The organism is Pseudomonas sp. TAA207 (assembly GCF_001529285.1).
Lineage (GTDB): Bacteria > Pseudomonadota > Gammaproteobacteria > Pseudomonadales > Pseudomonadaceae > Aquipseudomonas > Aquipseudomonas weihenstephanensis.
In genome coordinates this window covers 15,563-41,987 of record NZ_LLWJ01000069.1, presented here as the reverse complement: position 1 = coordinate 41,987, position 26,425 = coordinate 15,563, and the positions used below count along the sequence as shown (strand labels likewise).

26 protein-coding genes are annotated in these 26,425 nt (G+C 60.0%); 15 read left to right on the top strand and 11 right to left on the bottom strand.

The annotated features are described in order from the left end of the window. The first annotated feature begins 8 nt into the window (after nt 1-8). Genes AP059_RS15860 through AP059_RS15830 form a run of 7 tightly spaced genes read left to right on the top strand, consistent with a single transcriptional unit; the run spans nt 9 to nt 6,467 of the window. Nucleotides 9-1,235 (top strand): type II and III secretion system protein family protein, encoded by a 1,227-nt coding sequence (locus AP059_RS15860; protein WP_059761673.1) that lies wholly within the window; start codon nt 9-11, stop codon nt 1,233-1,235. After that, nucleotides 1,232-2,422, top strand: coding sequence for a pilus assembly protein (locus AP059_RS15855; RefSeq protein ID WP_059761674.1), 1,191 nt, complete (start codon nt 1,232-1,234; stop codon nt 2,420-2,422). The genes AP059_RS15860 and AP059_RS15855 overlap by 4 nt, the downstream gene beginning before the upstream one ends. After that, entirely contained in the window at nt 2,419-3,696 is a 1,278-nt protein-coding gene (locus tag AP059_RS15850; RefSeq protein ID WP_059761675.1) for a CpaF family protein, read from the top strand. Before AP059_RS15855 ends, AP059_RS15850 begins: the two co-directional genes overlap by 4 nt. Before the next feature lie 10 nt (nt 3,697-3,706). Then, nucleotides 3,707-4,591, top strand: coding sequence for a type II secretion system F family protein (locus AP059_RS15845; protein WP_059761676.1), 885 nt, complete (start codon nt 3,707-3,709; stop codon nt 4,589-4,591). Between the two features lies 1 nt (nt 4,592). Beyond that, a complete protein-coding gene (locus tag AP059_RS15840; RefSeq protein ID WP_059761677.1) occupies nt 4,593-5,477 on the top strand; it encodes a type II secretion system F family protein in 885 nt (294 codons plus the stop codon). Between the two features lie 14 nt (nt 5,478-5,491). After that, nucleotides 5,492-6,184: a tetratricopeptide repeat protein gene (locus AP059_RS15835; protein WP_059761678.1), complete on the top strand. Its 693-nt coding sequence runs from the start codon at nt 5,492-5,494 to the stop codon at nt 6,182-6,184. 13 nt (nt 6,185-6,197) lie between these two features. Continuing rightward, on the top strand, nt 6,198-6,467 hold the full coding sequence (locus AP059_RS15830; RefSeq protein WP_059761679.1) for a DUF3613 domain-containing protein: 270 nt from the start codon (nt 6,198-6,200) through the stop codon (nt 6,465-6,467). 127 nt (nt 6,468-6,594) lie between these two features. Here AP059_RS15830 and AP059_RS15825 read toward each other — a convergent pair whose 3' ends face one another. Then, complete coding sequence (locus tag AP059_RS15825; RefSeq protein ID WP_371260594.1) at nt 6,595-7,374, bottom strand: response regulator transcription factor; 780 nt, start codon at nt 7,372-7,374, stop codon at nt 6,595-6,597. A 119-nt stretch (nt 7,375-7,493) separates the two neighbouring features. Next, the gene (locus tag AP059_RS15820) at nt 7,494-7,967 is read right to left on the bottom strand and encodes a prepilin peptidase (RefSeq protein ID WP_082706722.1); all 474 of its coding nucleotides are present in this window, start codon (nt 7,965-7,967) and stop codon (nt 7,494-7,496) included. Between the two features lie 71 nt (nt 7,968-8,038). On the opposite strand from AP059_RS15820, the gene AP059_RS15815 reads away from it, so the two are divergent. Then, entirely contained in the window at nt 8,039-8,479 is a 441-nt protein-coding gene (locus AP059_RS15815; RefSeq protein ID WP_059761682.1) for a TadE/TadG family type IV pilus assembly protein, read from the top strand. After that, complete coding sequence (locus AP059_RS15810) at nt 8,476-11,229, top strand: PAS domain-containing sensor histidine kinase (RefSeq protein WP_059761683.1); 2,754 nt, start codon at nt 8,476-8,478, stop codon at nt 11,227-11,229. The genes AP059_RS15815 and AP059_RS15810 overlap by 4 nt, the downstream gene beginning before the upstream one ends. On the opposite strand, the gene AP059_RS15805 is transcribed toward AP059_RS15810, so the two are convergent. From AP059_RS15805 to AP059_RS15775, 7 genes are all read right to left on the bottom strand, one after another. Continuing rightward, nucleotides 11,226-13,229 (bottom strand): pilus assembly protein TadG-related protein, encoded by a 2,004-nt coding sequence (locus AP059_RS15805; RefSeq protein WP_059761684.1) that lies wholly within the window; start codon nt 13,227-13,229, stop codon nt 11,226-11,228. The two genes, AP059_RS15810 and AP059_RS15805, sit on opposite strands and share 4 nt — an antisense overlap. Before the next feature lie 275 nt (nt 13,230-13,504). Further along, the gene (locus AP059_RS15800; RefSeq protein WP_059761685.1) at nt 13,505-14,104 is read right to left on the bottom strand and encodes a DUF4136 domain-containing protein; all 600 of its coding nucleotides are present in this window, start codon (nt 14,102-14,104) and stop codon (nt 13,505-13,507) included. A 24-nt stretch (nt 14,105-14,128) separates the two neighbouring features. Beyond that, a complete protein-coding gene (locus AP059_RS15795; protein ID WP_059761686.1) occupies nt 14,129-14,755 on the bottom strand; it encodes a DUF4136 domain-containing protein in 627 nt (208 codons plus the stop codon). A gap of 24 nt (nt 14,756-14,779) precedes the next feature. Beyond that, complete coding sequence (locus AP059_RS15790) at nt 14,780-15,529, bottom strand: methyltransferase domain-containing protein (protein ID WP_059761687.1); 750 nt, start codon at nt 15,527-15,529, stop codon at nt 14,780-14,782. Continuing rightward, the gene (locus AP059_RS15785; protein WP_048364331.1) at nt 15,526-15,831 is read right to left on the bottom strand and encodes a MazG-like family protein; all 306 of its coding nucleotides are present in this window, start codon (nt 15,829-15,831) and stop codon (nt 15,526-15,528) included. Before AP059_RS15785 ends, AP059_RS15790 begins: the two co-directional genes overlap by 4 nt. Nucleotides 15,832-15,980: 149 nt before the next feature. Beyond that, complete coding sequence (locus AP059_RS15780; protein WP_059761688.1) at nt 15,981-16,835, bottom strand: MaoC family dehydratase; 855 nt, start codon at nt 16,833-16,835, stop codon at nt 15,981-15,983. 3 nt (nt 16,836-16,838) lie between these two features. Next, nucleotides 16,839-18,191 (bottom strand): 3-oxoacyl-ACP reductase, encoded by a 1,353-nt coding sequence (locus AP059_RS15775; protein ID WP_059761689.1) that lies wholly within the window; start codon nt 18,189-18,191, stop codon nt 16,839-16,841. 122 nt (nt 18,192-18,313) lie between these two features. Here AP059_RS15775 and AP059_RS15770 point away from each other — a divergent pair, with 122 nt between their 5' ends. Next, a complete protein-coding gene (locus AP059_RS15770; protein ID WP_059761690.1) occupies nt 18,314-19,588 on the top strand; it encodes an acetyl-CoA C-acetyltransferase in 1,275 nt (424 codons plus the stop codon). Between the two features lie 58 nt (nt 19,589-19,646). Here the strand turns inward: AP059_RS15770 and AP059_RS15765 are convergent, their stop codons facing one another. Next, entirely contained in the window at nt 19,647-20,678 is a 1,032-nt protein-coding gene (locus AP059_RS15765) for a bile acid:sodium symporter family protein (RefSeq protein ID WP_059761691.1), read from the bottom strand. An 82-nt stretch (nt 20,679-20,760) separates the two neighbouring features. Between AP059_RS15765 and AP059_RS15760 the strand changes: the two genes are divergently transcribed. After that, nucleotides 20,761-21,555 (top strand): AraC family transcriptional regulator, encoded by a 795-nt coding sequence (locus AP059_RS15760; RefSeq protein WP_059761692.1) that lies wholly within the window; start codon nt 20,761-20,763, stop codon nt 21,553-21,555. 207 nt (nt 21,556-21,762) lie between these two features. Beyond that, nucleotides 21,763-22,656 carry a PA4780 family RIO1-like protein kinase gene (locus AP059_RS15755; RefSeq protein WP_048364325.1) on the top strand — a complete coding sequence of 298 codons (894 nt, stop codon included), beginning with the start codon at nt 21,763-21,765 and terminating at the stop codon, nt 22,654-22,656. 46 nt (nt 22,657-22,702) lie between these two features. Here AP059_RS15755 and AP059_RS15750 read toward each other — a convergent pair whose 3' ends face one another. After that, on the bottom strand, nt 22,703-23,566 hold the full coding sequence (locus AP059_RS15750; protein WP_059761693.1) for an MBL fold metallo-hydrolase: 864 nt from the start codon (nt 23,564-23,566) through the stop codon (nt 22,703-22,705). A 92-nt stretch (nt 23,567-23,658) separates the two neighbouring features. Here AP059_RS15750 and AP059_RS15745 point away from each other — a divergent pair, with 92 nt between their 5' ends. Genes AP059_RS15745 through AP059_RS15735 form a run of 3 tightly spaced genes read left to right on the top strand, consistent with a single transcriptional unit; the run spans nt 23,659 to nt 26,416 of the window. Continuing rightward, nucleotides 23,659-23,988 carry an ArsR/SmtB family transcription factor gene (locus tag AP059_RS15745; protein ID WP_059761694.1) on the top strand — a complete coding sequence of 110 codons (330 nt, stop codon included), beginning with the start codon at nt 23,659-23,661 and terminating at the stop codon, nt 23,986-23,988. Between the two features lie 48 nt (nt 23,989-24,036). Continuing rightward, a complete protein-coding gene (locus AP059_RS15740; RefSeq protein WP_082706723.1) occupies nt 24,037-25,602 on the top strand; it encodes a bifunctional protein tyrosine phosphatase family protein/NAD(P)/FAD-dependent oxidoreductase in 1,566 nt (521 codons plus the stop codon). Nucleotides 25,603-25,609: 7 nt separating this feature from the next. Beyond that, entirely contained in the window at nt 25,610-26,416 is an 807-nt protein-coding gene (locus AP059_RS15735; protein ID WP_059761695.1) for a sulfite exporter TauE/SafE family protein, read from the top strand. The last annotated feature ends 9 nt before the right edge of the window (nt 26,417-26,425 follow it).

The window sequence follows — 26,425 nt, the reverse complement described above, 5'->3', positions numbered from 1 at the left end:
AGCCCAGCATGAGTCAACGTTGTGTGCCGCTGTTAAAACGCGCTGTCTGGACGCTGGTGTTAAGTGGTGTGTGTGTGCAAATGGCCGCGGCGGCCTCGGCCAGTTGCGCGTCATTGGGGGCATTGCCCTCCGTATTGGAAGTGGCGCAAGGCACCCAGCAAGCACTGGATTCGCCGGTCAGCATTACCCGCATTGCAGTGGGCGACCCGAGCATTGCCGATGTGCAGGCCAATGGTGACAGTGCCTTTCTGCTGACGGGCGTCGCCCCCGGCACTACCAGCTTGATGGTCTGGACCGCGTGCTCCAAATCGCCACGCCAGAGCATGGTGTTCGTCAAAGGCAAGGCCAGCACCGGCTTCACCACGGCGTCCCTTGCGCCCTCTGAAGACCCGACCTTGCCCAGTCAGGTACAGACCGACATTCGTTTTGTCGAAGTCAGCCGCACCAAGCTTCAGGAAGCCAGCACTTCGATTTTTGGCATGGGCAGCAACTTTCTGCTCGGCTCGCCTGGGGCGCTGATTACCACGGCCGAAAACATCATCACGGGCGGCCCTCCCGCCAATAACAAGTACTTCAACATCGGCTTTGGCGGCGGGCGGGTCAGGGCGATGATCAATGCCCTGGAAGGCAGCGGTTTTGCCTACACCCTGGCGCGTCCCAGCCTGGTCGCGTTGAGCGGTCAAAGTGCGACGTTTCTGGCGGGAGGCGAGGTACCGATCCCGGTGCCCAGCAGCGGCAGCGATAACGTGTCGATTGAGTACAAGGAGTTCGGTATCCGCCTGACCTTGACCCCGACAGTGGTGAGCCGTGATCGCATCCTGCTCAAAGTCGCCCCCGAAGTCAGCGAGCTGGATTACACCAATGCGGTGAACATCGCCGGTACGCTGGTGCCCGGCCTGACGGTGCGCCGCACCGACACCAGCATCTCGCTGGCCGACGGCGAGAGTTTTGTCATCAGTGGGTTGATCAGCTCGCGCAACAGCTCCCAGGTGGATAAATTCCCCGGCCTGGGCGATATCCCGATTCTGGGGGCGTTTTTCCGCTCCTCCAACATCAGCCGCGAAGAGCGCGAGTTGCTGATGATTGTCACCCCGCATTTGATTCAACCCTTGGCGGCCAACGCGCAACTGCCGTCGTTGCCTGGCGAAAAACTGCGCAACTACGACCCCAATTGGTATCGCCTGTATTTCCTTGAAAACGGCAATTTCAATCGCCGTAGCGGGTTATCCAAATGAGCGAAAGCCTGAGCCAGACGTTTCTCGCACTGACGCGCAACAACACCGATCTTGAATGGTTGCAGGGGGCGCTGGCGCCACTGGGGCAAGTGGTGGGGGCGGGCACCAGCAGCCTGGACGAGCTGCTGGCACTGGTGGATGTGACCTTCGCCGGGTTGGTGTTTGTGGGGCTGGACCGCGAAAAAGTCGTGGCCCAGTGCGCGTTGATTGAAGGCGCGCTGGAAGCCAAGCCGATGCTGGCGATTGTTGCGTTGGGCGATGGCATGGACAACCAACTGGTGCTCAACGCCATGCGCGCCGGAGCGCGTGACTTTGTCGCCTATGGTTCGCGTTCCAGCGAGGTCGCAGGGCTGGTGCGGCGCCTGAGCAAGCGTCTGCCAGCGGTCACGCCGAACGCGCAACTGGGTGGCTTGACCGTGATGTACAGCGCGCAGTGCAATGCGGACGGCGCGTTGCTGGCCAGTCATCTGGGGCTGGTGGTGCAAAAGAGCGGTCAACACACCCTGTTGCTGGATTTGGGTTTGCCGCGTGGCGACAGCATTGCGATGTTGGGCCTTGAAAGCACGTTCTACTTTGGCGACGCCTTGCGGCATTTGCGCCGCCTGGACAGCACGCTGATTGACAGTGCCTTTACCACCGCCCCCGGCGGGATGCGGATTTTGGCCTACAGTGACAGCGACGAACCGCTGGAGCACACCAGCGCCGCCGAGTTGTACATGTTGCTCAGCGCCTTGCGTCAGCACTTCCAGCACATTGTGGTGAACCTCACGGGCCAGCCTGACAGTGAAGCCTTGCGCACCTTTGTCAGCCATTGCGACAAGTTGCTGTGGTACACCGATCAAAACGTACTCGATTGCCGCCGCAACCTGGCCATTCTCAACCTGTGGCGCGCCAAGGGCATGAAGCTCGAACATGCGCGACTGTTGGTGGACCGTTACCTGCGCGGCGTCGCGCCGGACGCCGATGCACTGGCCAAAAGTTTTGGCCTTGAAGTGCTGGCCACCTTGCCCCCCAGCGACGAACTGCGCATGAACGCCAAAAACCAGGCCACCACCCTGTTCGAGTTGGCCCCGCGCGAAGCGCTGAGTCAGGGCCTCAAAACCTTGGGCGAGCGCTTTGCCAAACGTTCCGAGGGGCTGGAAAAACCGTCTGCCAACTGGTTGAACCGCCTGTGGGGGGTTAAATGAGCGGCGAAAAATTATTCGGTGCGGGCCTGCATACCAAGAATGGGCATGCTGATCACGACAGCCTGAAACTGGTGCTGCATCGCTACATCATCGATGCGATCGAAGAGTCCGGCAAAAACCTGCTTGAAGACTCCCGTCAGGCGTTGTCGCAATTTGTGACGGACAAAGTTGCCGAGTACGTATCCCGCCTGCACCTGGCGATCTCGCGCTATGAAATGGAGCGTTTGGCCGAAGAAATCGTCGACGAACTGACCGGTTTCGGCCCGCTGGAAGTGCTGCTGCGCGACCCGGGCGTTACCGAGATTCTGGTCAACGGGCCGCACCGGGTGTTTGTTGAACGCGACGGCATCCTGCACCAGAGCGAGCTGCGCTTTATTGACGATCACCACGTTGAACGGGTGATGCAGCGTATTTTGGCGCCGCTGGGGCGCAGGCTCGATGAGTCCTCGCCGATGGTGGATGCGCGTATGCCGGATGGCAGCCGGGTGAACGCGATCATCCCGCCGATTGCGCTGGACGGCCCGTGCCTGTCGATTCGAAAGTTTCGTAAAGACATGCTTAAAAGCACTGACCTGATGGCGATGCAAACCATCGACCAGGCGATTTACGAGTTTATTCAAGAGGCGGTGGGCAAGCGCTGCAACATTTTGATCAGCGGCGGTACGGGCACCGGCAAGACCACGCTACTTAACATCCTCAGCCAGTTGATCAACCCGTACGAGCGCCTGGTGACCATTGAAGACGTCGCCGAATTGCAGTTGGGGCACCCGCACGTCGTGCGTCTGGAAACCCGCCCGCCGAATGCCGAAGGCCACGGCGAAGTCAAAGCCAGCGACTTGATTCGCAACGCCCTGCGCATGCGCCCCGACCGCATCATTCTGGGGGAGATTCGCGGCGTCGAAGTGCTCGATGTGCTGACGGCGATGAACACCGGCCACGACGGCTCGATGAGTACCGTACACGCCAACACTGCGCAGGATGCACTGCTGCGCCTGGAAACCCTGGTGGGCCTGACCGGGCGCACGGTGGCAGAGAAAACCTTGCGCCAAATGATCTGCGCCGCCCTGGATGTGATTATTCAACTGACGCGCATGCCCGATGGACGCCGCTGTGTCAGCGAGGTGCTGGAAGTGGTCGGCGTGCGCGATGACGTTTACGTGACCAACACCCTGTTTCGACTGGACCGGCGCACCGGTTTTGGCTTTATGCGCGAAGCACTCAACCCGGCGGGCGACAAATTGCGTCGTGAACCGATTGTGAATCTCCACGGTTGAGGCGCTGCCCATGATCCCGGCCCTGATATTGCTCTTGCTCGCGGTGCTGATGTTCGGCTTGGGGCTGTTTATTGTTTTTCATGTGATGCGCGATCCTGCCACCAGCCGGGTGCTTGATCGCCTGGCCCAAGGGCAGCCTCAATCGGGCGCCAAGGCGGTGGGCGTGGCCTGGTTGGACCGGGCCTTTTTGCAAGCCGGGTTAGGGCGGCCCTCTGAACGCCTGGGGCTGTGGATTGGCCTGTGGGCGGGTGTGATCGCGGTGGCAGGTTTACTGGGCGGGTGGTCATTTTTCATCGCGGGTGTGCTGCTGCCGCCGTTGCTGTTGAGGGTGTTCATCAGTTGGCGCTATCAACGTCGGGTGCGGCGCATGGTTGAGCAACTGCCGCAGTTGCTTGATCACTGCGTGCGCAGCTTGAAGGCCGGTCGCACGTTGGCTGACGCCGTGCTACATGCCATTGAGGCGTCGAGTGACCCGCTTAAAACGGGCATCAGCCGTGTGTCGCGCAACGTACAGCTGGGCGTGAGCTTGCCCGACGCGGTGCAAGACTTTGCCCAGCTGTATGAGCGTGATGAGTTTCGTCTGTTTGCGCTCGGCTTGAGGGTCAACCACCGCTATGGCGGGAACGCCAGCGAGCTGCTGGAAAACCTGATCGTGCTGATTCGCGAGCGTGAGCAAGGTGCTCGACAACTGAAGGCCATGACTGGTGAAACGCGCATCACCGCCATTGTGCTTGGCGTGCTGCCGGTTCTTTTAGTGGCGTATTTCTCACTGACCAACCCGGGCTATTTGCCCACGTTATGGAACGACTCAGCGGGGCAGCATTTACTGCTGGCAGCTCTGGCGATGCAGGTGATAGGCAGCTTTTCGCTGTGGCGGATGGTAAGGAGCGTATGACATGGCGTTGCTGATCAGTGCCGTTTTGCTGCTGGGCGCTTTGGCGCTGGTGATCAATGCCGTGATCCAGCAACGCCTGCGTCAGCAACGTGTGGTCCAGCGCTTACAAGGTGAGACCACCAGGGCCGGCAAGCTCAATGTGTGGCTGCGGGCGCTGGGCAATAGCAAAATCGGCCAGCGCTCCATCACCCTCGACACCGAAACACAGACACTGCTCAACCGCGTGGGCTGGCGCACAGCGGGTCAGCGCTCGCTGTTTGCCGCGCTCCAGATTGGCACCCCGGTGGTGGTGGCCGGGCTGACGTTTGTGGGCCATGAAGTGCTGTATCCGCGCTCGGGCAACGTGTGGATCGTGCTGCTTTTAGGCATGGCGGTTGGCTATCTGCTGCCCAAGCGTTTATTGGCGTTCGCAGCCGTTCGGCGTCAACAGCAGGTGGCCACTGAAGTTTCCACGTTTATCCCGTTGCTGCGCATCCTGTTTGAGTCCGGCATGGCGGTTGAACAGGCTTTGCGGGTACTGAGCCAAGAAGCACGACAGTTATTGCCGGTGCTGACCGCAGAGTTGCGACTGGTGCTGGCCCGGGTGGACTCGGGGCTGGAGCTGAGCCAGGAACTGCAAAAAGCCGCGAGCTTGCTGGCCGTGGACGAGTTTGATGACACGTGTGTGATTCTTCAGCAGTTGATTCAACAGGGTGGCGGCGCGATGAAGTCATTGCAGGCACTGAAAAGCCTGCTCGATGACCGGCGCCTTACACGTATGCAGGAATACATCTCAAAAATGTCGGCCAAGATGTCGGTGGTCATGATGTTGTTTCTGTTCCCGGCCTTGCTGATGGTATTGGGCGGGCCGAGCATTATCGCTATCTCACGGGCCTTTGGCTCATGATCAGGAGTGTGTGCATGAAAGCTGTGATCGCTGCGTTTGGGCTGCTGATGTTAGGCGGCTGCGCGACCCCTGGGGCCAGTAATCCGCCGTGGCTGGCCCTGAACAGCAGTTGCGCCAAGTTGAGTGGCGATCAGGAGCTGTCCATGAACCTGGCGGATGACATGGCCAAGCAAGGCAAGCTGCACGCCAGCCTGGCCAACCTGCAAAGCCTGCCCGAGCGCTACGGGCAAGTGCAGTTGCGCAAGGCGCGCATCTATCGCCAGTTGGGGCGCAGCGAAGCTGAGCCGCTGTATCGCGGGTTGCTGGGCACCTGTTTAGCGGCTGACGGTGAACATGGCCTGGGCCAGTTGGCGGTGGGGCGTGGGGACAACGCACAGGCGCTGACGTATCTGCAAAATGCCGCCCGGCTGGCGCCCACCGATGCCAACATCCGCAATGACTTGGGCGTGGTGTATCTGAATTTGTTGCGTGTTGACGATGCGCGTTTCGAGTTTCTGACGGCATTGGAACTGAGCAAGGAAGACGACGGGTTGGCGGCGTTGAATTTGGTGACGTTGTTGATCTATCAAGACAACTGGCAGCAGGCGGCGGAGCTGGTCACGCGTGCCGGTTTGACCCCGCAACAAGTGAGCGATGCCCAAGCGCGCGCCCAAGCGCTCAAGGTGCCAGCCAAAGCGGCCAGTGATCAGGTTGCAGCCATAAAATAATTGGAGGTGTGCCATGCCGTTAACAGTGCGTATGGGGTTGTTATTGGCCGTAATGCCGATGAGCGTGTGGGCCATCGAGCCTGGGCCATCGTCCACCTATCAGCAAGAAACCGAAAACTGGTTGCAAATTCAAGTCAGCGGTAAAGCGCAGTCAGCCGTGCCGCAAACGGTCACCCCGCAAGAGCGCGAACAAAGCCTGCAACGCTTGTTGAAAAGTTATGACCATGAGATTCCCGAGTATTACAAACAGGAATCGAGTGGCGGGAGCGGCAAGTCCAATTGATGGGGGCTGTCACGGCCCAGGTAGCGGATTATGGCCTGGATGCAGTGCGTAGCCGCTGGCGCAGGTTGTGTGCGGCGGCTTCAACCACGGCGCTCCGGCTGGCGGAGCGCCTACAGCGCGGGAAGGGTCAGTGCGCGGTCAATCGGTGCTGTTGCGCGTTGGCGTTGGGGGACAAGGCCAGTGCCAGCTGAGTACGGTTGTTCATGTGGGTCAGGCGCAGTACCTGCGAGACATACAACTTGACGGTGTTTTCAGTGATGCCCAGATCACAGGCAATTTGATAGTTGGTCTGGCCTTTGCCCACCAACCGGGCCACGTCCAATTGGCGCGGCGACAGTTGCTGGAAGATGGCAGGCATCAAGGCGTTGCTGTCCTCGCTTGAACCCGTGTCGCTGGAGGTGGTACGAGGCGGGCGGCGCACGGCTTCCATGTCTTGGTAGAGGTCGTCAATGGAGTCGGCCAGGAACTGTAGCTTCTGGTTCAAATGCCCGAGTTGTTCACTCTTCATTCGTTCGCGCAACAGTGTTTCCTGACGCTGAATGCCTTCGAGTAATTCGTTGAGGTCGACCGGTTTTTGATAGTAGTCGGCGACCCCGCAACGCAGCGCTTTGATCACGTCTTGTTTGTCGGCGCGACCGGTGAGGAGGATGCTTTCAAACAGCCTTTTTTTGCCCGCAAATTTTTGCAGGTGTTGGGTCAGTTCGATGCCATTCATGTCGGGCATGTGCAAATCACACAGCACCAGACCGATCTCAGGGTCGTCCTTGAAATTTTCGAGCGCCTCACGGCCCGATGCACATGGCACGCAGCGGTAACCGCTGCTCTCCAGAAACTCGCAGAGTTCTTCGACAATCAACGGTTGGTCATCGACCACCATTACTTTTATTAGAGGACTGGGCGTGTTCACGCGTTACTCCATGCCTGGCAAGCCAATTAAGGGCGTCCAGCTTTCCTCTTCTTGAGGAAGCTTGTTTAAAAGTAGACCTACTTTCCCACGCTGTACATGGAGCTCATCCTATGTCTGAACTACGTCAGGCACAGTGTCGTCAGGCTAAAACCTGCCAGCAGGAAGGGCGCGAAGGGGACTTTTTTTGGCGCGGCGTCCAGTGGCGGGGTCTCAGAGGGTGTAACCCGTTGATAGATCAACGGGAAGATTTTTGACGCGAAAAGAGTCCACGTCAGCAAGCACACACCTGCACCGATAAACGTGCCCAGTACCGTCAGACGATCGGTTGCCAGAGCAAGTGCGATCAGCAGCTTCACGTCACCGGCGCCGAATTTATTGAGCGCGTAACCGGGCAGTGTCAACAGCAGCACAATCAGCAGGGCCAGGCCGCCCTCGCTGGCCGGCGCGCCGAGCCAGGTATGGCCGTTCCAGAGCAGGTACAACAACGCCAGCCCTGTGCCACCCAAGGTTAAGGTGTTGGCGATCTGGCGCTGATACAGGTCTTGAATGGCACACGCCGCTAACCACATGAACAGAACGATTAAATGCGTCACGTATTCGGCGTCCCTTTTTGGCGAATGATTCTATGCTGATATGACGTGTGGTTGTCAGGGTAGACGCAGTCATGAAAACAGGCCTTCGCACAAAACAAAAAGGCGCGGCTGCCATCGAGTTTGCGCTGGTGTTTGTGGTGTTTTTTGCAGTGTTTTACGGGGTTGTCAGCTACAGCTTGCCGCTGTTGCTGATGCAATCATTCCATCACTCGACGGCTGAGGCGGTGCGCCGCAGTGTGGCGCTGGACCCCACCGTGTCACCCAGTACCTACACCGCGGATGTGCAGGCGCGCGCGCTGACCGTGCTGGGCGAACAACTGTCGTGGGTGCCCACGGGCCTAAAGGGCAGCGTGCAGAAAACGGCGGTTTACAGCGCGGGTGTTTTGACGGTCACGGTCAGCCTGCCGTCGTCGGCGCTGAGTACGGTCCTGCCAGTGCTGGTGCTGCCGGGTAACATCAGGGTGCCCAATCTGCCGACGACGTTGACGGCCCAGTCGAGCCTGCAATTTTGATTACCAGCGAGCGTTTGCTCGGGCGCCTGCTGGGCCGCACTCATGCGGGTTCACCTGTGCCCGCCCGTTCGGCGCCGCGCCTGGAGGCGGGGATTGAAGTGCGGCTCGACCCGCAGGGCCATGTTCTGGAAATACACGGCGCGCAGCATCACGGTGTGGTCATGGGCAATGGCCCTGCGCGCTTGCTGATTGATTATCTGGTGCCCGGCAGCACGCTGGCACTCGAAGGCACGCCAGTGGACTGGCAGGGCCAAAGTCTGGACCTCGTGTTTCAAGGGGCAGGCAGCCACGTTGTGCACACCCGGGGCTGGGTGCAACCGCACGCTGACGGCTGGCTGCTGCAACTGTTGGACATCAGCGACCTCTTGCTGGGCAACCAACAGGCCCACAGTCGCGAACGTTGCCAACTGCTCACCACGCACATGAGCGAGCAAGTGCGCCAATGCAGCCCTTCACGTTTACAGGCGGTGGTGAGCGACATGCTGCAACAGGTGGCGCAGCTCTGGCATGTGCCGTGCGTCGCCTTGGCCTTAGCGGATAACGCGCAAGCGGGATGGACGATCTACAGCGCGTTTCATCGCCATGACGCCCCGGCGCTCTGGGAGGTCGATCAACCCGCCGGCAGCGCACTCGACAGCCTTTACGGCCAGGCCCCCCAGCGCTTTGAACCCCTTCACGGCAACCGCGAACATTCAAGGCTCAACGGGTTGTTCGCCAATGCCGACGGTTTTTTGGTGCCTTACAGCGATCATCAGGGCGTGTGCGCGTGGTTGTTGTTGGGGATGTACCCGGCCTCTGCGCATCCGCCCGCGATGGGCGATAACGATTGGTTGCAAGTCTGCGCGGCGTTGGCTGGGCCGTTGTTGGGGCGCTTGCGTGAGGTTCAACATGCCCGGCAGATGGAGCGCATGGAGGCGTTGCAAGGGTTACTGGGCAGCGGCTGGTGGGAGTGGTCGCCAGCCCTTGAGCAACTCCAGCTGGCGCCGCCATTGGCGGCCAGTGTGGTGCCGGGGCAGAGCGCTTATTTGTCTCGCGAGCAATGGCTGGGGCTGTTTCACCCGGCTGATCGCGATGAAGTGGCCAGCCGTTTCAATGAGCTGCTGGTGCATGACAAGGCTTGCTTGCTGTGCGCCCGGTTGCATCAGGCTGACAGCACACAACCTGCGATGTGGTATCGCCTTCAGGGGCAAGTGCTGGGGGCAGGCGACGCGCGACGCATCGTGGGTTATATGCTCGATGTCAGCGACATTAAAAACCAGCAGCAACAGGCGGCTGCGGCGCATGCCCGGCTCGACAGCGTGATCGCCAGTTCGCCCGCAGTGATTTATGTACAACGTTATGCCGAGGGCGCGTTACTGCCCGTCTTCTTCAGCGCCAGTTTGCAGCCCTTGCTGGGCTGGACGCTGGAAGAATGCACGGCAGGCGAATTAATTGAATGGGTACACCCCGACGACCGCGAACAGTACTTCGCACGCACACGCCAATTGCTGCGTGAAGGCAGCGTGAGCAGCCGCTATCGACTGCGTGATCGAGGCGGCGCTTATCACTGGCTGCTCGATGAGGCCAAACTGCTGCGCGACGATTTGGGCTTGCCCGTCGAAGCGGTGGGCTTGTGGCTGGACATCACCGAAGCGAGCGAGGCCGCTGAGCGGGTCAGGCACAGCGAAGAGCGCTACCGCATGCTGGTCGAAGACTCACCGGCGATGATTTGTCGCTACAGCCCCGACCTGACCCTCAGCTTTGGCAACCGCCCCTTGGCAACTTATCTGGAGTGCGCGCCGCACCAACTGCCGGGGATCAATTTGAGCCGTTGGTTATCGGCGCAGCAGCATCAGGCGTTTGTGCAGCGCCTGGCCACGTTGACCCCCGAGTTCCCGGTCAGCACCGCCGAAATCAGCCTGCAACTGCCGGGGCGTGAACACGCGTGGTGGGTGTGGTCGGACCGTGGCGTATTTGATGCGCAGGGGCAGTTGATCGAAGTGCAGGCCGTGGGGCGCGACAACACCGAGGTGCGGCGTGCGCAACAGCAACTCACCCAAAGCGCGAAAATGGCCACCCTGGGCGAGATGGCGACCGGGCTGGCGCACGAGATCAACCAGCCGTTGAACGTGATGCGCATGGCCATCGTCAACGTGCTCAAGCGCCTGAGCAACGGCGACGTGCAAATTGATTACCTGCAAGACAAGCTCAACCGCATCGACGCCCAAGTGCAACGCGCTGCGCGGGTGGTGGATCACATGCGGGTATTTGGGCGGCGTTCGGAAATAGAGCAACACCTGTTCAACCCTGCGGTTGCCGTCGAAGGCACCTTGTCGTTGCTCAGTGAAGGGTTGCGGGGCAAAGGGGTTGAGGTGCGTTGTGAAGGGCTGCAAAGCCTGACGCAAGTGCGCGGTCACGTCGATCAACTGGAGCAAGTGCTGATCAACCTGGTGGTCAATGCCCGTGATGCGCTGCTGAGCAAACGTGAGACTGATCGCGACTTCCAGCCCTGGATCGCCGTTGGCCTGCAACCTGATCACGACGCTGTACAGCTATGGGTCCAAGACAACGCGGGCGGGATTGATCCGCGGTTGCTGGAGCGCATTTTTGAGCCTTTCTTCACCACCAAACCGATTGGCGTTGGCACCGGGCTGGGGCTGTCGGTGAGCTACGGGATCATCGACAACATGGGCGGGCGTCTGAGCGTCAGCAACACCGAACACGGCGCACGGTTTTGCGTGACGTTGCCGGGCGTGGTTGCAACCGCTTAAAGCACCAATTGAGCACGCCCGCCTTGCCCGCAGGTGAGGTTCGCACCGATTTGTACATCGACCAGGCTGATGCCGAGGGTCTTTAGCAGACTGTTAACAATGGGGTCCAGCAGAGAACCCAGCAAACTGGTCAGCGAAGGTAAAAGCAGCGTCACAACTCCACTGATGGCGTTTGTCGCAGTTTGGACAACGGTGCTTAACGGATTATTGTTCGACGGGGTATACGCCTGAATTTTCACACCCGCCAGGGTCGTACCCAGGCTGTTGATAACGTCTTGGGTGGCCGGTGTGCTTTGAATGGTCGGTGGCAGCTTGAGATTTGTAGGGGTGGAATCCGGGACGCTGTTTTTAGAGAAGATCAGCGTCTGCGAAGAGGGCGACGGAGCAACCTGTGCGTTCACCGTCAGGCCGATTCCGCCTCCTGCGAATGGGGTGCGATCGCCGCAGGTGCCGATCAGGCCCAGAATGCGGTGACACGTTTTTATCCCCACATCTACAATCGGCACCGCCAGAGGCGTAGGCGGGGCGCTGGAAGCGAATGCCGTGACAGGATCAATTTTACCTACCCGGATGGTGGCCAACGACTTGGTCGTTGCAACCGTCAAACTCTTGGTGCCGCTGCTGCCTGTCGGGCAGGTATACCCTGTGACCTGCGCAGTGGCAGAGGCGGCATCAACACTGATATCAATTTGCGGGGTGGGTAGCAGAAGAACGTCGAGCTGTTGGCAACCAGCACCCAGCAGGCAAAGCGCATTACCCAATGTGGCGACCAGATTGAGGCTCAGCAGACTGTTGAGGACCGGCGTCAGACCGCCGACGAGGTCGGTGATGGCATTGGTTAAACCGGCGATGTTGCTCAATAACGGAACGTTCAACGAAATCAGTGCCCGAACTTGCGCTGTACGTACGAAGAGGTTTTGCTTGCTTGGGTCGCCCACCACTGAAAACTGCGGTGGTTCTATCACTTTCAAACGCACGGTGACGCTCAGAACGCCCGGGATGTTGACCGGCAACGTCAGGGCTACGGCGTTGTTGGCATTCGCCACCTGAAGGAATGCTTGAAGCAACTGCATCAGTTGTAGATTGGCGTCTAGCCCGGCGGTGGAACTTGCAGTTTGCAGCTTGAGCAAATCGCCCAGCGTGACCACAGCGGGGTTTAGTTTTACGGCCGTTTCTAACCCCAACAACGCCGCTTTCACATCGGCGGTTGCACCGTTGGCATTCATTACGGTGGCGGCGGTTTGGATAAGTTGCGTCAGGTTGGTTTTGGCTGCAAGCAGACTGGTGTAATCCCCCGCGGTCAATTTCAGGTCAATGGCTAACTGGTTCATATAGCTGAGCAGGTTGATATCACTCTTGATCAGCCCATCCCAGCCCCCCACGGTCAGGTTGAGGCTGCCCCCCGCCAGCCCGCCGATCACGGCGTTGAGCACGGCGGCCTGTGAATTTGTGGTGACACTCGCCAATGTACTGCGAATGCTGATTTGCGCCAGTGTGGCGTTGGGTGACGCCCCCACCGCACTTGCCGTCACCCGGGTGTTAAAGCCAAAGGTGCCTTTGGAAAACAGGTCCCATAACCCACCCGCGACGCTGGTCGGGACCACCGTGGTGGTGATAACGCGGATGGCGTCGGACTTGTTCGCATCGGCGCTGAACCTGCGCAGTTTGTCACTGCCGGTAATCAGCGTGCCGCAGGTGGCGCTCACCGTTTGGGTGGTAGAGGGCGTGAAACTGTTGCGTGTGGCGCTGGCGACGGAGTAGACCGTGGCGGTGTTCGAACCGGCGGCGGCTGCACAATTGCCGCCCCGGCTGACGGCTTCCAGCACGGCCACATCGGCAACCCGTTGCAACTTGCGCTGTTCCAGATACAAGCGCCCGCTGTCCACCACCAGCAACATGAACAACAGCACCAGACCCAGGGTCAGTGCTGCGATCAAACCGATTGCACCCCGTTGTTGCCGGGGGCCGCTTAAGCACACGCCACGCAATTGGGGAGACATCGAGCACTCCTTTGCCGGCTTGCTGCCGAGCGCAACTCTCCAAGGGTGAAAAGGAGTGTAGTCAAGGTGTGCGCCGTGCGCTGGCGAGTTGCCAGCTTTGGTGACTGAGCGGCCAACTCATGGCCACCGTCGCAGCGGCCGAAGGCAACGTGCGAGTGCGAAGCGATCGTAAACCTGATAACGGCGCTGTGCTTGATGCACCACATTCCAGGGTTTTACGATCGCTACTCAGCCGCGCAATAGACGTCAGCGATTAACGATGCGCACCCGTGGCCCTATTTCGGCTTAGGCGGGTAGTCGCTGAGGATTTTGCTCACTGCTTCATGGATGGCGGCGCTGCGCTCTTGTGGCGTGGGGCTGGTGTCGACCACCTTTTCAGCACTGCCGCGCCACACCAGCTTGTCGGTTTTGGCATCTATCAGGTCGATCTGCAACGTGCCCACCTGGTAGTTGATGTTGCGCACCTCATCGTAAGCCGGGCGGCCCCAGTAACCTTCCCATGGGCCGCCCCAATAACCGCCCCACGGTCCACCCCAAGGGCCGCCGTAGCCATAACCGTAGTTAGTGACCACTTGCTCCTGGCGCTCGGCGACGATCAGGTAGGTCTGCACCCACAGGTCGGCCTTGGTAGCAGGCGTCACCTGGCGCAACCCGCGCTGGTCCAGCTGATACGCCACCGCCTGCGTGATGCGTTGCAGGGTCAGGTCGCTTTTAAGCATCGGGTTATTGGGCACAAATTGCAGGGCGGGTTCTTTCCAGGCCCACGTCTGGTAGTTGGCAAAGTCGACTGAAGGGTTGTAATCGTGTGTGACTTGCATGGATTCGCAAGCGCTGAGTAACAGCGCCAGCCCCACGAGCGCGATACGACGTAGCATGATGACTCTCCACTTCAACAAGTCTTAATGAGGAGGATAGGCCTGTGTTGCTGTGTTCAACGATTCGCGCAACGCTTTTTCGCGTTCGCTCAGGCTGCCCTTGCTGCTGGTTTCAGCGCTGGAACTCCACACGGGTTCGCCGGTTTTACCGTCATACAGGCTGAGCCGCACTACCATGACTTCCACTTCGTAGGTCCGCACGATGGGCACGGTGTTGTACATACCGTATTGGTTGCCATAGCGACCATAACGGTCTCCATAGACCCCGCCGTATCCAGCCCCATAACCATAGTCGTCCTGAACCTGACGCAAGCGTTTTTCTGTGTGTAAATCTGCGCTCACCCACAGGTCAGGCGCCTGGTTGGGTTGCGCCGGGCGCAAACCGCGTTGATCGAGCGCATTACTCACCGCGTCGGCGATCTGTGCCGAGTCGGCCCACGCCGTTCCTGCGGGCAGGCGACCCTTGAGCCAGCCCCAGCTTTGGTAGCGGCCGTAATCGCGGGGCGGGGCCGGGTAGGCGCTTAAGTCCACTGCATTGGCGGCATGCGCCGGTGCACCCGGCATCGGCAGCGAGGTGGCGGTATAAGGGTTGGGGCTTTGGCAGGCGCCCAGCCCCAGGCTCAAAACAATTAACCCAACGCGGCGATACATGAGGCTCCCCTCAAACGTGAGCGATTAAACCGGGCGGCACACCCAATGCAGGTAGCGGCCCAAACCTGCGAAGGCGGGATGGCGACGGTGCGCCAGTTCCATTTCAACCAGCGCGTCAAGTTCGGCGCGCGCCTGGAACTCGACCGGCATGTAGTCGTGAAACACGCGCACGCCACTTTGTGTTTCGACCTGCCATAAGCCTTGCATCGCCGTTGCCAGCTCCCGTGGGTCGAGCGGCTGCTGTGGGGTGAGGCTTTGTTTTTCGCCGGCCATGTCGTTCTTGCGCATCTTGCGAAAGTGACCCTTGAGCAAGTTGCGATAGATCAGCGCATCGCGGTTATAAAACGCCAGTGACAGCCAGCCGTCTTTGGCGGTCAGTTGATGCAGCACGGGCAAGATCGCGTGGGGTTCGGCCAGCCATTCAAGGACCGCATGGCACAACACCAGGTCGTAAGGTTCAGTCAGTTGGCCCAGCAGTTCTTGCCATGAGGCTTGAATGAACGTAGCGCTTTGGCCTGCTTCGGCGAAGCGCTGACGTGCGCCGTCGAGCATGGGCGCGGCCGGTTCGGCCAGGGTCACGTCGTGGCCTTGCTGGGCCAGCCACAGCGACATATGCCCAAGCCCCGCGCCAATATCCAGCACGCGCAACGGGCGTTTTGGCAGCGACTCTTCAAGGTCGGCCTGTAACACGGCCAGGCGAATGGCCCCTTTGGCGCCGCCGTAGATTTTTTCGGCGAAGCGGGTGGCCAGTTGATCGAAGTGACGGTCACTCATTTGCTGAAACGCCTTTCGCTGTCGGCTAATTTACTGCGCACCACTTCGTTCATGTCCAGGCCCAGTTCGCTGCACAGCAACAACAGATACAACACGATATCGCCTACTTCCTGACCGGCGTGCGCCAGTTTTTCAGCCGGGAGCTGGCGCGACTGGTCTTCACTCAGCCATTGAAAAATCTCCACCAGCTCGGCCATTTCGACGCTGGCCGCCATGGCCAGGTTTTTCGGGCTGTGAAAGGGCTTCCAGTCGTTGTTATCGCGGATGCGGTGCAGGCGTTGGGTCAGTTCGTCGAGGTTCATTGCAGGTGTGCTCTCCAGAAGGCGCAAAGCTTGCGACTGAATGCGCCTTGGTGCAAGTAGTCGCTGTTGCAGGCTGCGCGTTGTCTGTCGCCAAACCCGTGGCGACGCAACGCTTCGCAGCCTACGGGGTTTACCGCCGCGATTACGCGTTATCCCAACGGTCGCCAGCGCCCTGTCATGTGCACCAGGTCCCCGTGGCCATTGAGCTGAAAGTCGCCACTGGAACCCGCCGCGCTGGTCAGCAAAATAACCTCGCTGGGCAAGCGCACCGGCTTTTTGAAGTCGGCGGTGATCTCAATATTCGCTGCGGGCAGGTGTGAACCCAGTGCCGCCAGCGTGCGGGCTTTGAGCCACAAGCCGTGGGCGATGGCACTCGGCAAACCGAACAGCTTGGCGCTGGCAGTGCTCAGGTGAATCGGGTTGTAGTCACCGGACACTTTCGCGTAGCGGCGCCCAATGTCGTTTGCCGCGTACCAGCGCGTCAGTTCGCTCATGCCACTGACCACGCTGGCGGCATGCTCGGGTACCTCGCCCGGCATTTCCACGCCTTTGCACAGCAAGGTACTTTGCGCTTCCCACAGCGGGCCGAGCAGGTCATCCACCTGAGTGACCACGTCGAACGTCGCGCCTTTGGCATGCTTTTGCAGGTTGTGCGCGTAGACGCCAATGCGCAATTGGGTGACGCCGCCCATAGGCCGTAACACCCGAATCTGATTGCTCAGGTGAATCAGCCCCAGCAGCGGGAAAGGAAAGTGTGGGTCGCTCAGCAACTGCATTTGCAGCCCGAAGGCCAGTACATGGGGATACGTCGGCGGTAAAAGCGGGCTATCGGGCACATCGCAGACAGCGCGAAACGCTTGCAGCGGTTTGGCTTGAACCGCCACCCAGCAGCGCAATCCTGTTTCGGGCAACGTGTCGCCGGTGATACTGCGTTTGGTCGCGGCATGGGCATAGAGCGCGGGCAAGTGCGGCGCAGTGTCGAGGTCGAGCCACTTAACGTTCATGTCTCATGCCCCCAACAGGCTTTGGCCACACACGCGCAGCGCCTGCCCGCTGATCGCGCCTGACCCCGGCTGGCTGAGCCACGCCACGGCTTCGGCAACATCTTGCGCCAAGCCGCCCTGGCCCAGTGAACTCATGCGTCGGCCTGCTTCACGCAGCACAAACGGAATATGCGCGGTCATTTGGGTTTCGATAAACCCTGGCGCCACCGCATTGATGTTGATGCCGCGCTCGCTCAGCAACGGTGCCCAGGCTTGGGCCAAACCGATCAGCCCGGCTTTGCTGGCGGCGTAGTTGGTCTGCCCGCGATTACCGGCAATGCCGCTGATGGACGCCAGCACAATCACCCGGCCGTCATCGTGCAGGGTGCCGCTGTCCAGCAGGGCTTTGGTCAGCACTTGCGGGGCGTTGAGGTTGACCGCCAACACCGCGTCCCAAAACTCGGGGGTCATGTTGGCCAAGGTTTTGTCCCGCGTGATACCGGCGTTATGCACCACGATGTCGACACCGTCCGGCAATTGCTCGATGAGCTGTGGGGCGGCGTCTTGCGCGCAAATGTCCAGCGTGATGCTGCGCCCGCCCAAACGCGCAGCCAGCGCTTCAAGGTCATTTTTGGTCTGCGGTACGTCGAGCAACGTGACCTCGGCACCATCGCGGGCCAGGGTTTCGGCGATGGCGGCACCGATGCCGCGCGCCGCCCCGGTGACCAATGCCTTGCGCCCGGCCAGCGGCCGCGTCCAATCGGTGACGTGGGTTGCACACGGGGTCAGGCGCAACACTTGGCCACTGATGAACGCGCTTTTGGGTGACAGAAAGAACCTCAGCGCACCTTCGAGCTGGTCCTCGGCGCCCTCGGCCACATACAGCAGTTGCAGGGTGCTGCCGTTGCGCAGCTCCTTGGCCAATGAACGGCTGAAGCCTTCGAGCGCGCGCTGGGCGCTGGCGGCAAACGGGTCGCTCAGGGTTTCGGGCGCGCGCCCCAGTAACACGAGATGGGCGCAGTGTTGCAGGCTGCGCAGCAATGGCTGAAAAAACTCGCGCAGTTGCTTGAGTTGATCGGTGTGCAGCAGGTGGCTGGCATCAAACACCACGGCCTTGAGGGTGGGCCCCTGGCCTGGAATCCACGGGGTGGCCACCAGCGGTTCGGGGCCATAACTGAAAACCGCGTCGGTGAGCTTGCTGGCAAAGTGATTGACTTGCCCGACCAACGGTCCGCCGCCAAGCAGTAACGGGCCTTCGACCGGACGCAAGCGGCCAGCCTGCCAGCGTTCCAGTCGCACCGGTGACGCAAGCCCTACCGCACTGACCAGCCGCTGGCCGAGGAATGAGTTGGCGAAGTCGATATAACGGTCTGACATGGAACACTCTCCGACACATGGGGTTCAAAGGGTTGACCACTAAAAGACAAGGGTCGTTCGTTAAGGGTGATAACGCCTACGCTTGTAACGACAAATGGCGACTCAATCAAAGGGGAAAACGTATGACTCTGCGCCGTGTGGCGATTATTGGCGGTAATCGAATTCCGTTTGCCCGCGCTAATGGGCCGTATGCGAACGCCAGTAATCAGGCGATGTTGACGGCCGCGCTGGAAGGGCTGATCGAACGGTTTAACTTGCACGGCCAGCGGTTGGGCGAAGTGGTGGCCGGGGCCGTGCTGAAGGATTCGCGGGATTTGGGCCTCACGCGTGAGTGCGTGCTCGGCTCGCGGCTGTGCGCGCAAACCCCGGCCTACGACCTGCAACAGGCGTGTGGCACCGGCTTGGAGGCGGCCTTGCTGGTGGCCAACAAAATTGCGCTGGGGCAGATCGAGTGCGGGGTTGCAGGCGGTGTCGACACCACGTCCGATGTGCCGATCGGGTTGAATGACGGCCTGCGCAAATGGCTGTTGCAGTTCAATCGCACCAAGGCACCGCTGGACAAGCTCAAGACGGTGTTGCAATTGCGCCCGCAGTTTCTCAAGCCTGCGTTCCCGCGTAATGGCGAGCCGCGCACCGGGTTGTCGATGGGCCAGCATTGTGAGCTGATGGCGCAAACTTGGGCCATCCCGCGCGCCGAGCAGGATGCCTTGGCCTTGCACAGTCATCAGGCGCTGGCGGCGGCGTATCACGAGGGCTGGGAAGATGATTTGGTCACGCCGTTTCTGGGGCTGACCCGTGACAACAACCTGCGCCCGGATTTGACCCTGGAAAAACTGGCTGCCCTTAAGCCGGTATTTGAGCGCAGTGCCAAAGGCACGCTGACGGCGGGCAATTCCACGCCGCTGACCGACGGCGCCTCGGTCGTGTTGCTGGGCAGTGAAGCGTGGGCCAAGGCCCAAGGGTTGCCCATTTTGGCTTATCTGCGGGACGGCGAAACGGCAGCGGTGGATTTCGTGCAGGGTGGCGAAGGTTTGCTGATGGCCCCGGTGTATGCCGTCCCACGGCTGCTGGCGCGTAATGGCTTGAGCTTGCAGGACTTTGACTACTACGAGATTCACGAAGCGTTTGCCGCGCAGGTGCTGTGCACGTTGAAGGCGTGGGAAGACCCCCAGTATTGCAAAACCCGGCTGGGCCTGGACGCACCGCTGGGTGCCATTGAGCGCAGCAAGCTCAACGTCAAAGGCAGCTCGCTGGCGGCGGGGCACCCGTTTGCCGCGACGGGCGGGCGCATCGTGGCCAACTTGGCCAAGTTACTCGACGCCGCAGGCCGTGGCCGCGGGTTGATCTCGATCTGTGCGGCGGGCGGGCAGGGTGTAACCGCCATCATCGAACGTTAACCCAGGCCCGAAGGCTGCGAGGTTTGAGAGGTTCAAACACTCGCCCCTTCGCCAGCGCCTACAACGGAGCGGGGGCCGCCGCGCGAACGAGGTGTTGTGCCTCTTGCCGAGTGCGCGTTGCGTAGTTCTCTGCCATCACCGAGCACACGATCAACTGCAATGGGTGGTAGATCATGATCGGCAGCAAAATCAGCCCCAACCCCGGGTTGGCGCCGAAGATCAGCGCGGCCATCGGCGCACCGGCGGCGAGTGATTTTTTGCTGGCGCAGAACACCGCGGCGATTTCATCCGCAGTGCTGAATTTCAGGGCGCGGGCGGTGCGGGTGGTCATCCACAAGATCGCTGCGAGCAACAACGCGCTGCCGATGAAGGCGCCAAGGATTACCGCAGCCCCTTGTTGTTGCCACATCCCCGAGACCATCGAGTTGCAGAACGCGGCGTACACCAGCAGCAGGATCACCACTTTGTCGACGATGTTGGTGTATCGCTTGTGACGGGCGAAGAAGCGCCCCAACAGCGGGCGCACCAGTTGGCCAAGCACCAGGGGCAGCAGCAACATGGCGCACAGGTCGAGCAGGGTGGCACCCAGATCAATCCCGCCCGAGCCGCTGCCCACCACGAAACTCACCAGTAACGGGGTTAAAAATATCCCCAGCACACTCGACAGGCTGGCATTCAGAATTGCCGCAGGTACGTTGCCGCCTGCGCTGCCGGTGAGCGCCACGGAAGAAGAAATGGTCGATGGCAAGGCACACAAGTAGAAGAAGCCGAGCATCAGCAACGGCGCAATGCGCGTGCCCAGCAGTGTGTCGGCCAGCAGCCACAGCAGCGGGAAGACGATGAAGGTGAAGCCTTGCACCATCAGGTGCAGGCGCATGTTTTTCAGGCCGTGACTGATTTGCTCGCTGGACAGGTTGACCCCGTGCAGGAAAAACACCAGAAACACACCGATGTTGATCACCCATTCGGCGTGCATGGCGCCACCTGTGCTGCCGAAACGCGGAAACACATACGCCAGCAATGTCGCCAGCAACATGCCGCACAGAAACCAGTCGGTGAATACGCGTTTTAAGTGTTTGAGCACGGACATGGCAGGTACCGGGACATTGTAAGAATTGATGACATAGCCTAACGTCGGCCTTAATAGTCGTCTTGCGATATAAGGCCAATTCATGCCGCCAAACGGACAACGTGGCCCCCAGCGGGCAATACCTGAGCTTGCTGTGCTGCCGCGACCGCTCTATGCGCGTGCCGAGAGTTTGGGCGCCGGTTCGTGGACGCCACGCCATCAGCACGATTGGGTGCAGTTCTCCTACGCCATTAGCGGCGTGCTGGGCGTGCATACCGACGAAGGCAGCTTCTTTGCGCCACCGCAGTGGGGCATCTGGATTCCGGCGGGGCTGGAGCATGAGGTGCTCACCTCGATGCGCGCGGAAATGCGCAGCTTGTATGTGCGCCGCGAGGATTGTCTTTGGGCGCCCGAACAGTGCCGGGTGCTGGAGGTCACGCCACTGGCCCGCGAGTTGATTAAAAGCTTTTGTGCATTGCCGGTGAACTACCCCGAAGGTGGTAGCCCTGAGCAGCGGCTGGTGCAGGTGCTGCTGGACCAGTTGGCGAACTTGCCTGAGGTCGGTTTTTCGTTGCCGTTACCGCGTCATGGGCGATTGCTGGTGTTGTGCAATGAATTAATTGCAACGCCCGATGCCGAAGTCAACGTGGGGTTGTGGTCGGCCCGTTTGGGCATGTCAGACAAAACCCTGATGCGATTGTTTCAGCGTGAGACAGGTTTGAGCTTTCGCGGCTGGCGTCAGCGGGCGCGCTTATTGGCCTCATTGCGGGTGTTGGAGGAGGGCGGGCATGTCACTCGTGCCGCTCTGTCCTGCGGGTATGAGTCCACTTCGGCGTTTATCGCGGCGTTCAAAAAAATGTTTGGCTTTACACCGGGGGAGCTGTTTCGCCAAGGTTGAGGCCGCAAGGATTAGACGCTGTTCAAAATCTGGCGCTCGTCTATCATCCAGAGCGTTTGACGCACGAGGCGACAGACGAGATTTATCTGCACAGGGAGTGCTTGCAAGCGACTTGGAACACGGTGCCCCTCTCCCCGAGATGCGCGGATTGCCGTATAACGAGTGACATTCGCGTGTTTGGTAATAAAGGACCCACAATAAAAGCTGATGAAGACTCCAAAACGCTTAGAACCCCTGATCGAAGACGGTCTGGTCGACGAGGTGCTGCGCCCACTCATGAGTGGTAAAGAAGCAGCTGTGTACGTAGTCCGTTGCGGCAATGAGCTGCGATGCGCCAAGGTTTACAAGGAGGCTAATAAACGAAGTTTTCGCCAGGCCGCCGAATATCAGGAGGGTCGCAAGGTTCGCAATAGCCGTCAGGCCCGAGCGATGGCCAAAGGCTCGAAGTTTGGTCGCAAAGAAACCGAAGACGCCTGGCAGAACGCCGAGGTTGCCGCCCTGTTCCGTCTGGCGGGCGCGGGTGTGCGGGTTCCCAAACCGTTCGACTTCCTTGAGGGCGTGCTGTTGATGGAGCTGGTGGCCGATGAATACGGCGACGCTGCGCCGCGTCTGAACGACGTGGTGCTAGAGCCGGATCAAGCCCGTGAATACCACGCGTTTCTGATTCAGCAGATTGTGCTGATGCTATGCACCGGTTTGGTTCACGGTGATTTGTCCGAGTTCAACGTACTGCTCACACCGACTGGCCCGGTCATTATTGACCTGCCGCAAGCGGTTGATGCGGCGGGTAACAACCACGCGTTCAGCATGCTGGAACGTGATGTGGGCAACATGGCGTCTTACTTCGGGCGTTTTGCGCCTGAATTGAAGAGCACCAAATACGCCAAGGAAATGTGGGCGCTTTACGAAGCGGGCACCTTGCACCCTGGCAGCGTGTTGACAGGCGAGTTTGACGAGCCGGACGAGCTGGCAGATGTCGGCGGCGTTATTCGTGAGATTGAAGCTGCACGTCTGGACGAAGAACGTCGTCAGGCGGTACGTGCTGCCGATGACGCGCCCCCTGGCAAAACCGAAGAGCCGCCTCCGCCCTGGATGCAGTGATTCGCACAATGAAAAATCCGGCTTCGGCCGGATTTTTTGTGCCCGTTCAAAACCGGTTCAGCGGCACTTTCAAACTGCACAAGCCACTGTCATCGGCCGGTGGCAGGTTGCCCGCGCGGATGTTGATCTGGATCGCCGGGATCAGCAGCTGCGGGACAGAGAGCGTGGCGTCACGGGTGGTGCGCATCGTCACAAAACCTTCAAGGTCGATGCTGTCATTCACATGGATATTGCTCGCGCGTTGCTCGCCAACCGTGGTTGACCACGCGACGTCGCGGCCTTCGGGCGGGTAGTCATGGCACATGAACAGGCGGGTGTCGGTCGGCAGCGCCAGCAGGCGTTGGATGGATTGATACAGCTGGCGCGCATCGCCGCCGGGAAAGTCGCAACGCGCGGTGCCGACATCGGGCATGAACAAGGTGTCGCCGACAAAAATGCTGTTGCCTTCAATCTGGTAGGCCATGTCGGCCGGTGTGTGCCCCGGCACATGCAGCGCGCGTACTTCAAGGGTGCCGATGTAAAACACGTCATCGGCTTTAAATAATTTGTCGAATTGCGAACCGTCCTGTCTGAACTCAGGCTCGAGGTTATAAATGTCGCGGAACACCCGTTGTACGTGAGTGATGGGCGCGCCGATGCCGATTTGGCCCCCCAGTTTTTGCTTGAGGTAGGCACTGGCGGACAGGTGGTCGGCGTGGGCGTGGGTTTCCAGCAGCCATTGCACGGTCAGGCCCTGTGCCTGCACAAACTCAGCGATCAGGTCTGCGCTGTGGGTGCTGATACGTGCGGCGCTAGCGTCGTAATCGAGTACGGGGTCGATGATCGCGCAGGCGCAACCGTTGGTTTCGTACACCACGTAGCTGACGGTGGACGTTGCGGGATCGTAAAAGCCCTTGATTTCGGGGAGCATGGCGGCCTCACATCAATTGATACAGTTATCAATATATTGAAACATATATTATCGAGTCGTAAACTGTCGGCCATCATGTCACGGAGGCTCACATGAGTGCTCAACTTACTGGCGAAGAAATCGGGCTACTGCGCGACTCTGCGTCCAAAGCGTGCACGCTGCTCAAGGTGCTGGCCAACGAAGATCGCCTGTTATTGCTGTGCCAACTGACCCAGGGTGAGCGCAACGTGGGCGAGCTTGAAGCGCTGACAGGTATTCGACAGCCTACGCTTTCTCAACAACTGGGTGTCTTGCGTGATGAAGGGGTCGTCAATACCCGGCGCATGGGCAAGTTTATTTTTTACTCGCTCGCCAGTTTCGAAGTGGTCTCTGTGATGCAAACCCTGTCGGGTTTGTACTGCGGCCAAGCGCTGAAAAAGTGACGCGCGGCGAGACCTGATTTTTCATTTTTACGGTGCCTGGAGTGCTCAATGGAGCAAAACATCAAGCGAATCGACGCGTCCTTTTCGGTGGCGGGTCAAATCGGTCAGTCTGATCTCCACTCATTAGCCTCGCTGGGATTTGCCACTGTGATGTGCAATCGGCCCGATCATGAAGGTGGGCCCCAACAACCCGAGCACGCAGCCTTGCAGCAGGCGGCGCAAGCTCTGGGCCTGAGGTTTGTATACCTGCCGATAAGCACCCGTGGCGCCACCGCGCAGGATGTTGAGCAGATGCGCGCATTGCTGGCGCAACTGCCCACACCGATTCTGGCCTTCTGCCGCACGGGCAACCGATCTTCCAAACTGTATGAGTCAGCCACCCAACCGGCTCGCGATGAGGCCGCCTACGACGTGGTGGTGATTGGCGGTGGCTCGGCGGGTATCTCGGTGAGTGCCAGTTTGCTCAAACGTGATTCAGCGCTGCGCATTGCGGTGGTCGAACCCAGTGCCGAGCATTACTACCAGCCCGCCTGGACGCTGGTGGGCGGTGGCGCCTATGACGTTAAAAACACCGTGCGGGCCACCGCCGCGGTGATGCCCAAAGGCGCGACATGGATCAAGGCGTCGCTGTCGGCTTTCGCCCCGGAGCGCAAGGTGGTGCTGTTGAGTGATGGCTCTGAACTGGCGTATCAACAATTGATCGTCTGCCCGGGGCTTGAGCTGGCCTGGGAAAAAATAGAAGGGCTGGAAGACACGTTGGGCAAGCACGGTGTGACGTCCAACTATCGCTACGACCTGGCACCTTATACCTGGGAGCTGGTGCGCACTCTGCGCGGCGCAACTGCGCTGTTTACCCAACCGCCCATGCCGATCAAGTGTGCAGGTGCGCCACAAAAAGCGATGTACCTGGCCTGTGACCATTGGCGCAAACAGGGGGTGCTGGATGCCATGAACGTGGAGTTCAACCTGGCGGGCACCGTGCTGTTCGGTGTGCCCATCTTTGTGCCGCCGCTGATGAAATACGTTGAAGCCTACAAGGCCAAGCTGGCCTTCCAGTCCACGCTGGTGAAGGTTGATGGCCCGAACAAAACCGCGTGGTTTGAGGTGACCGATGCTGACGGCCACGTCACGCGGCATGCCAAAACCTTCGACATGCTGCATGTCGTCCCGCCGCAACAAGCACCGGATGTGATTCGCCGCAGCCCGTTGGCCGACAGTGGCGGCTGGTTTGAGGCCGACCCGGCCACGCTGCAACACCCGCGTCATGCCGACATATTTGCGCTGGGGGATGTGTGCGGTACGCCCAATGCCAAAACCGCGGCGGCAGTGCGCAAGCAGGTCGTGGTAGTGGCTGAAAACCTGATCGCTTTGCGCAAAGGGGCGGCATTGCCCAAGCGTTATGACGGTTATGGCTCCTGCCCGCTGACGGTCGAAAAAGGCAAAGTGATTCTGGCCGAATTCGGTTATGGCGGGAAACTGCTGCCCACCTTCGCGCTGGACCCGAGCGTGGCACGCTCCTCGGCGTGGTTCCTCAAGGCCTCTTTCCTGCCGTGGTTTTATTGGCAAGGCATGCTCAAAGGGCGCGAGTGGTTCACCGACTGCTCGGATAACTGAGCCGGCCATGTTGATCATTCTGTTAGGTATGTTGGTGGGCGTGGTGTTGGGGTTGACCGGCGCCGGGGGCGGCATTCTGGCGATTCCGGCGTTGACCCTGGGTTTGGGCTGGACCCTGGCGCAAGCGACGCCTGTCGCCTTGTTGGCGGTGGGCACGGCGGCGGCGCTGGGTGCGCTGGACGGGCTGCGTAAAGGCCTGGTGCGTTACAAGGCGGCTGCGTTGATGGCGTTGATCGGCTCAATCACTTCGCCGCTGGGGTTGTATCTGGCCAAGCTGTTGCCGGCCAAGGTGCTGGTACTGCTGTTTGGTGCGGTGATGGTGTTTGTGTCCGGGCGCATGTTTTGGCAGGCGCGAGCCGATGCGCGCGAGGACGCGAGCGAAAGTGTGCTGGAGAAAAACTGCATGCTCAACCCGAGCACCGGGCGTTTGACCTGGAATGCGCGGTGCAGCATGACGCTGGTGTCGATCGGCGCTACATCGGGTTTGCTGACCGGGTTGTTGAGTGTGGGCGGCGGCTTTCTGATCGTGCCGGCTTTTCGTAAGTTCAGTGACGTGCGTATCCACGCGGTGGTGTCCACTTCGCTGATGGTGGTGGCGCTGGTGTCGCTTGGCACGCTGGGCAACTTGATGCGTCAGGGCGTGAGCCTGTCGGGCGACGGTGTGGTGTTTATTGCGGCGACACTCGCCGGGATGATCGTGGGCCGAATGATTGCACCCAAGGTGTCCGCTCAGTTGTTGCAACAAGGTTTTGCGGTGCTATGTGCGGCGGTCAGTGTGTTGATGTTCGCCAAAGTGCTCATGATGAGCCTTTGACGAAACAGC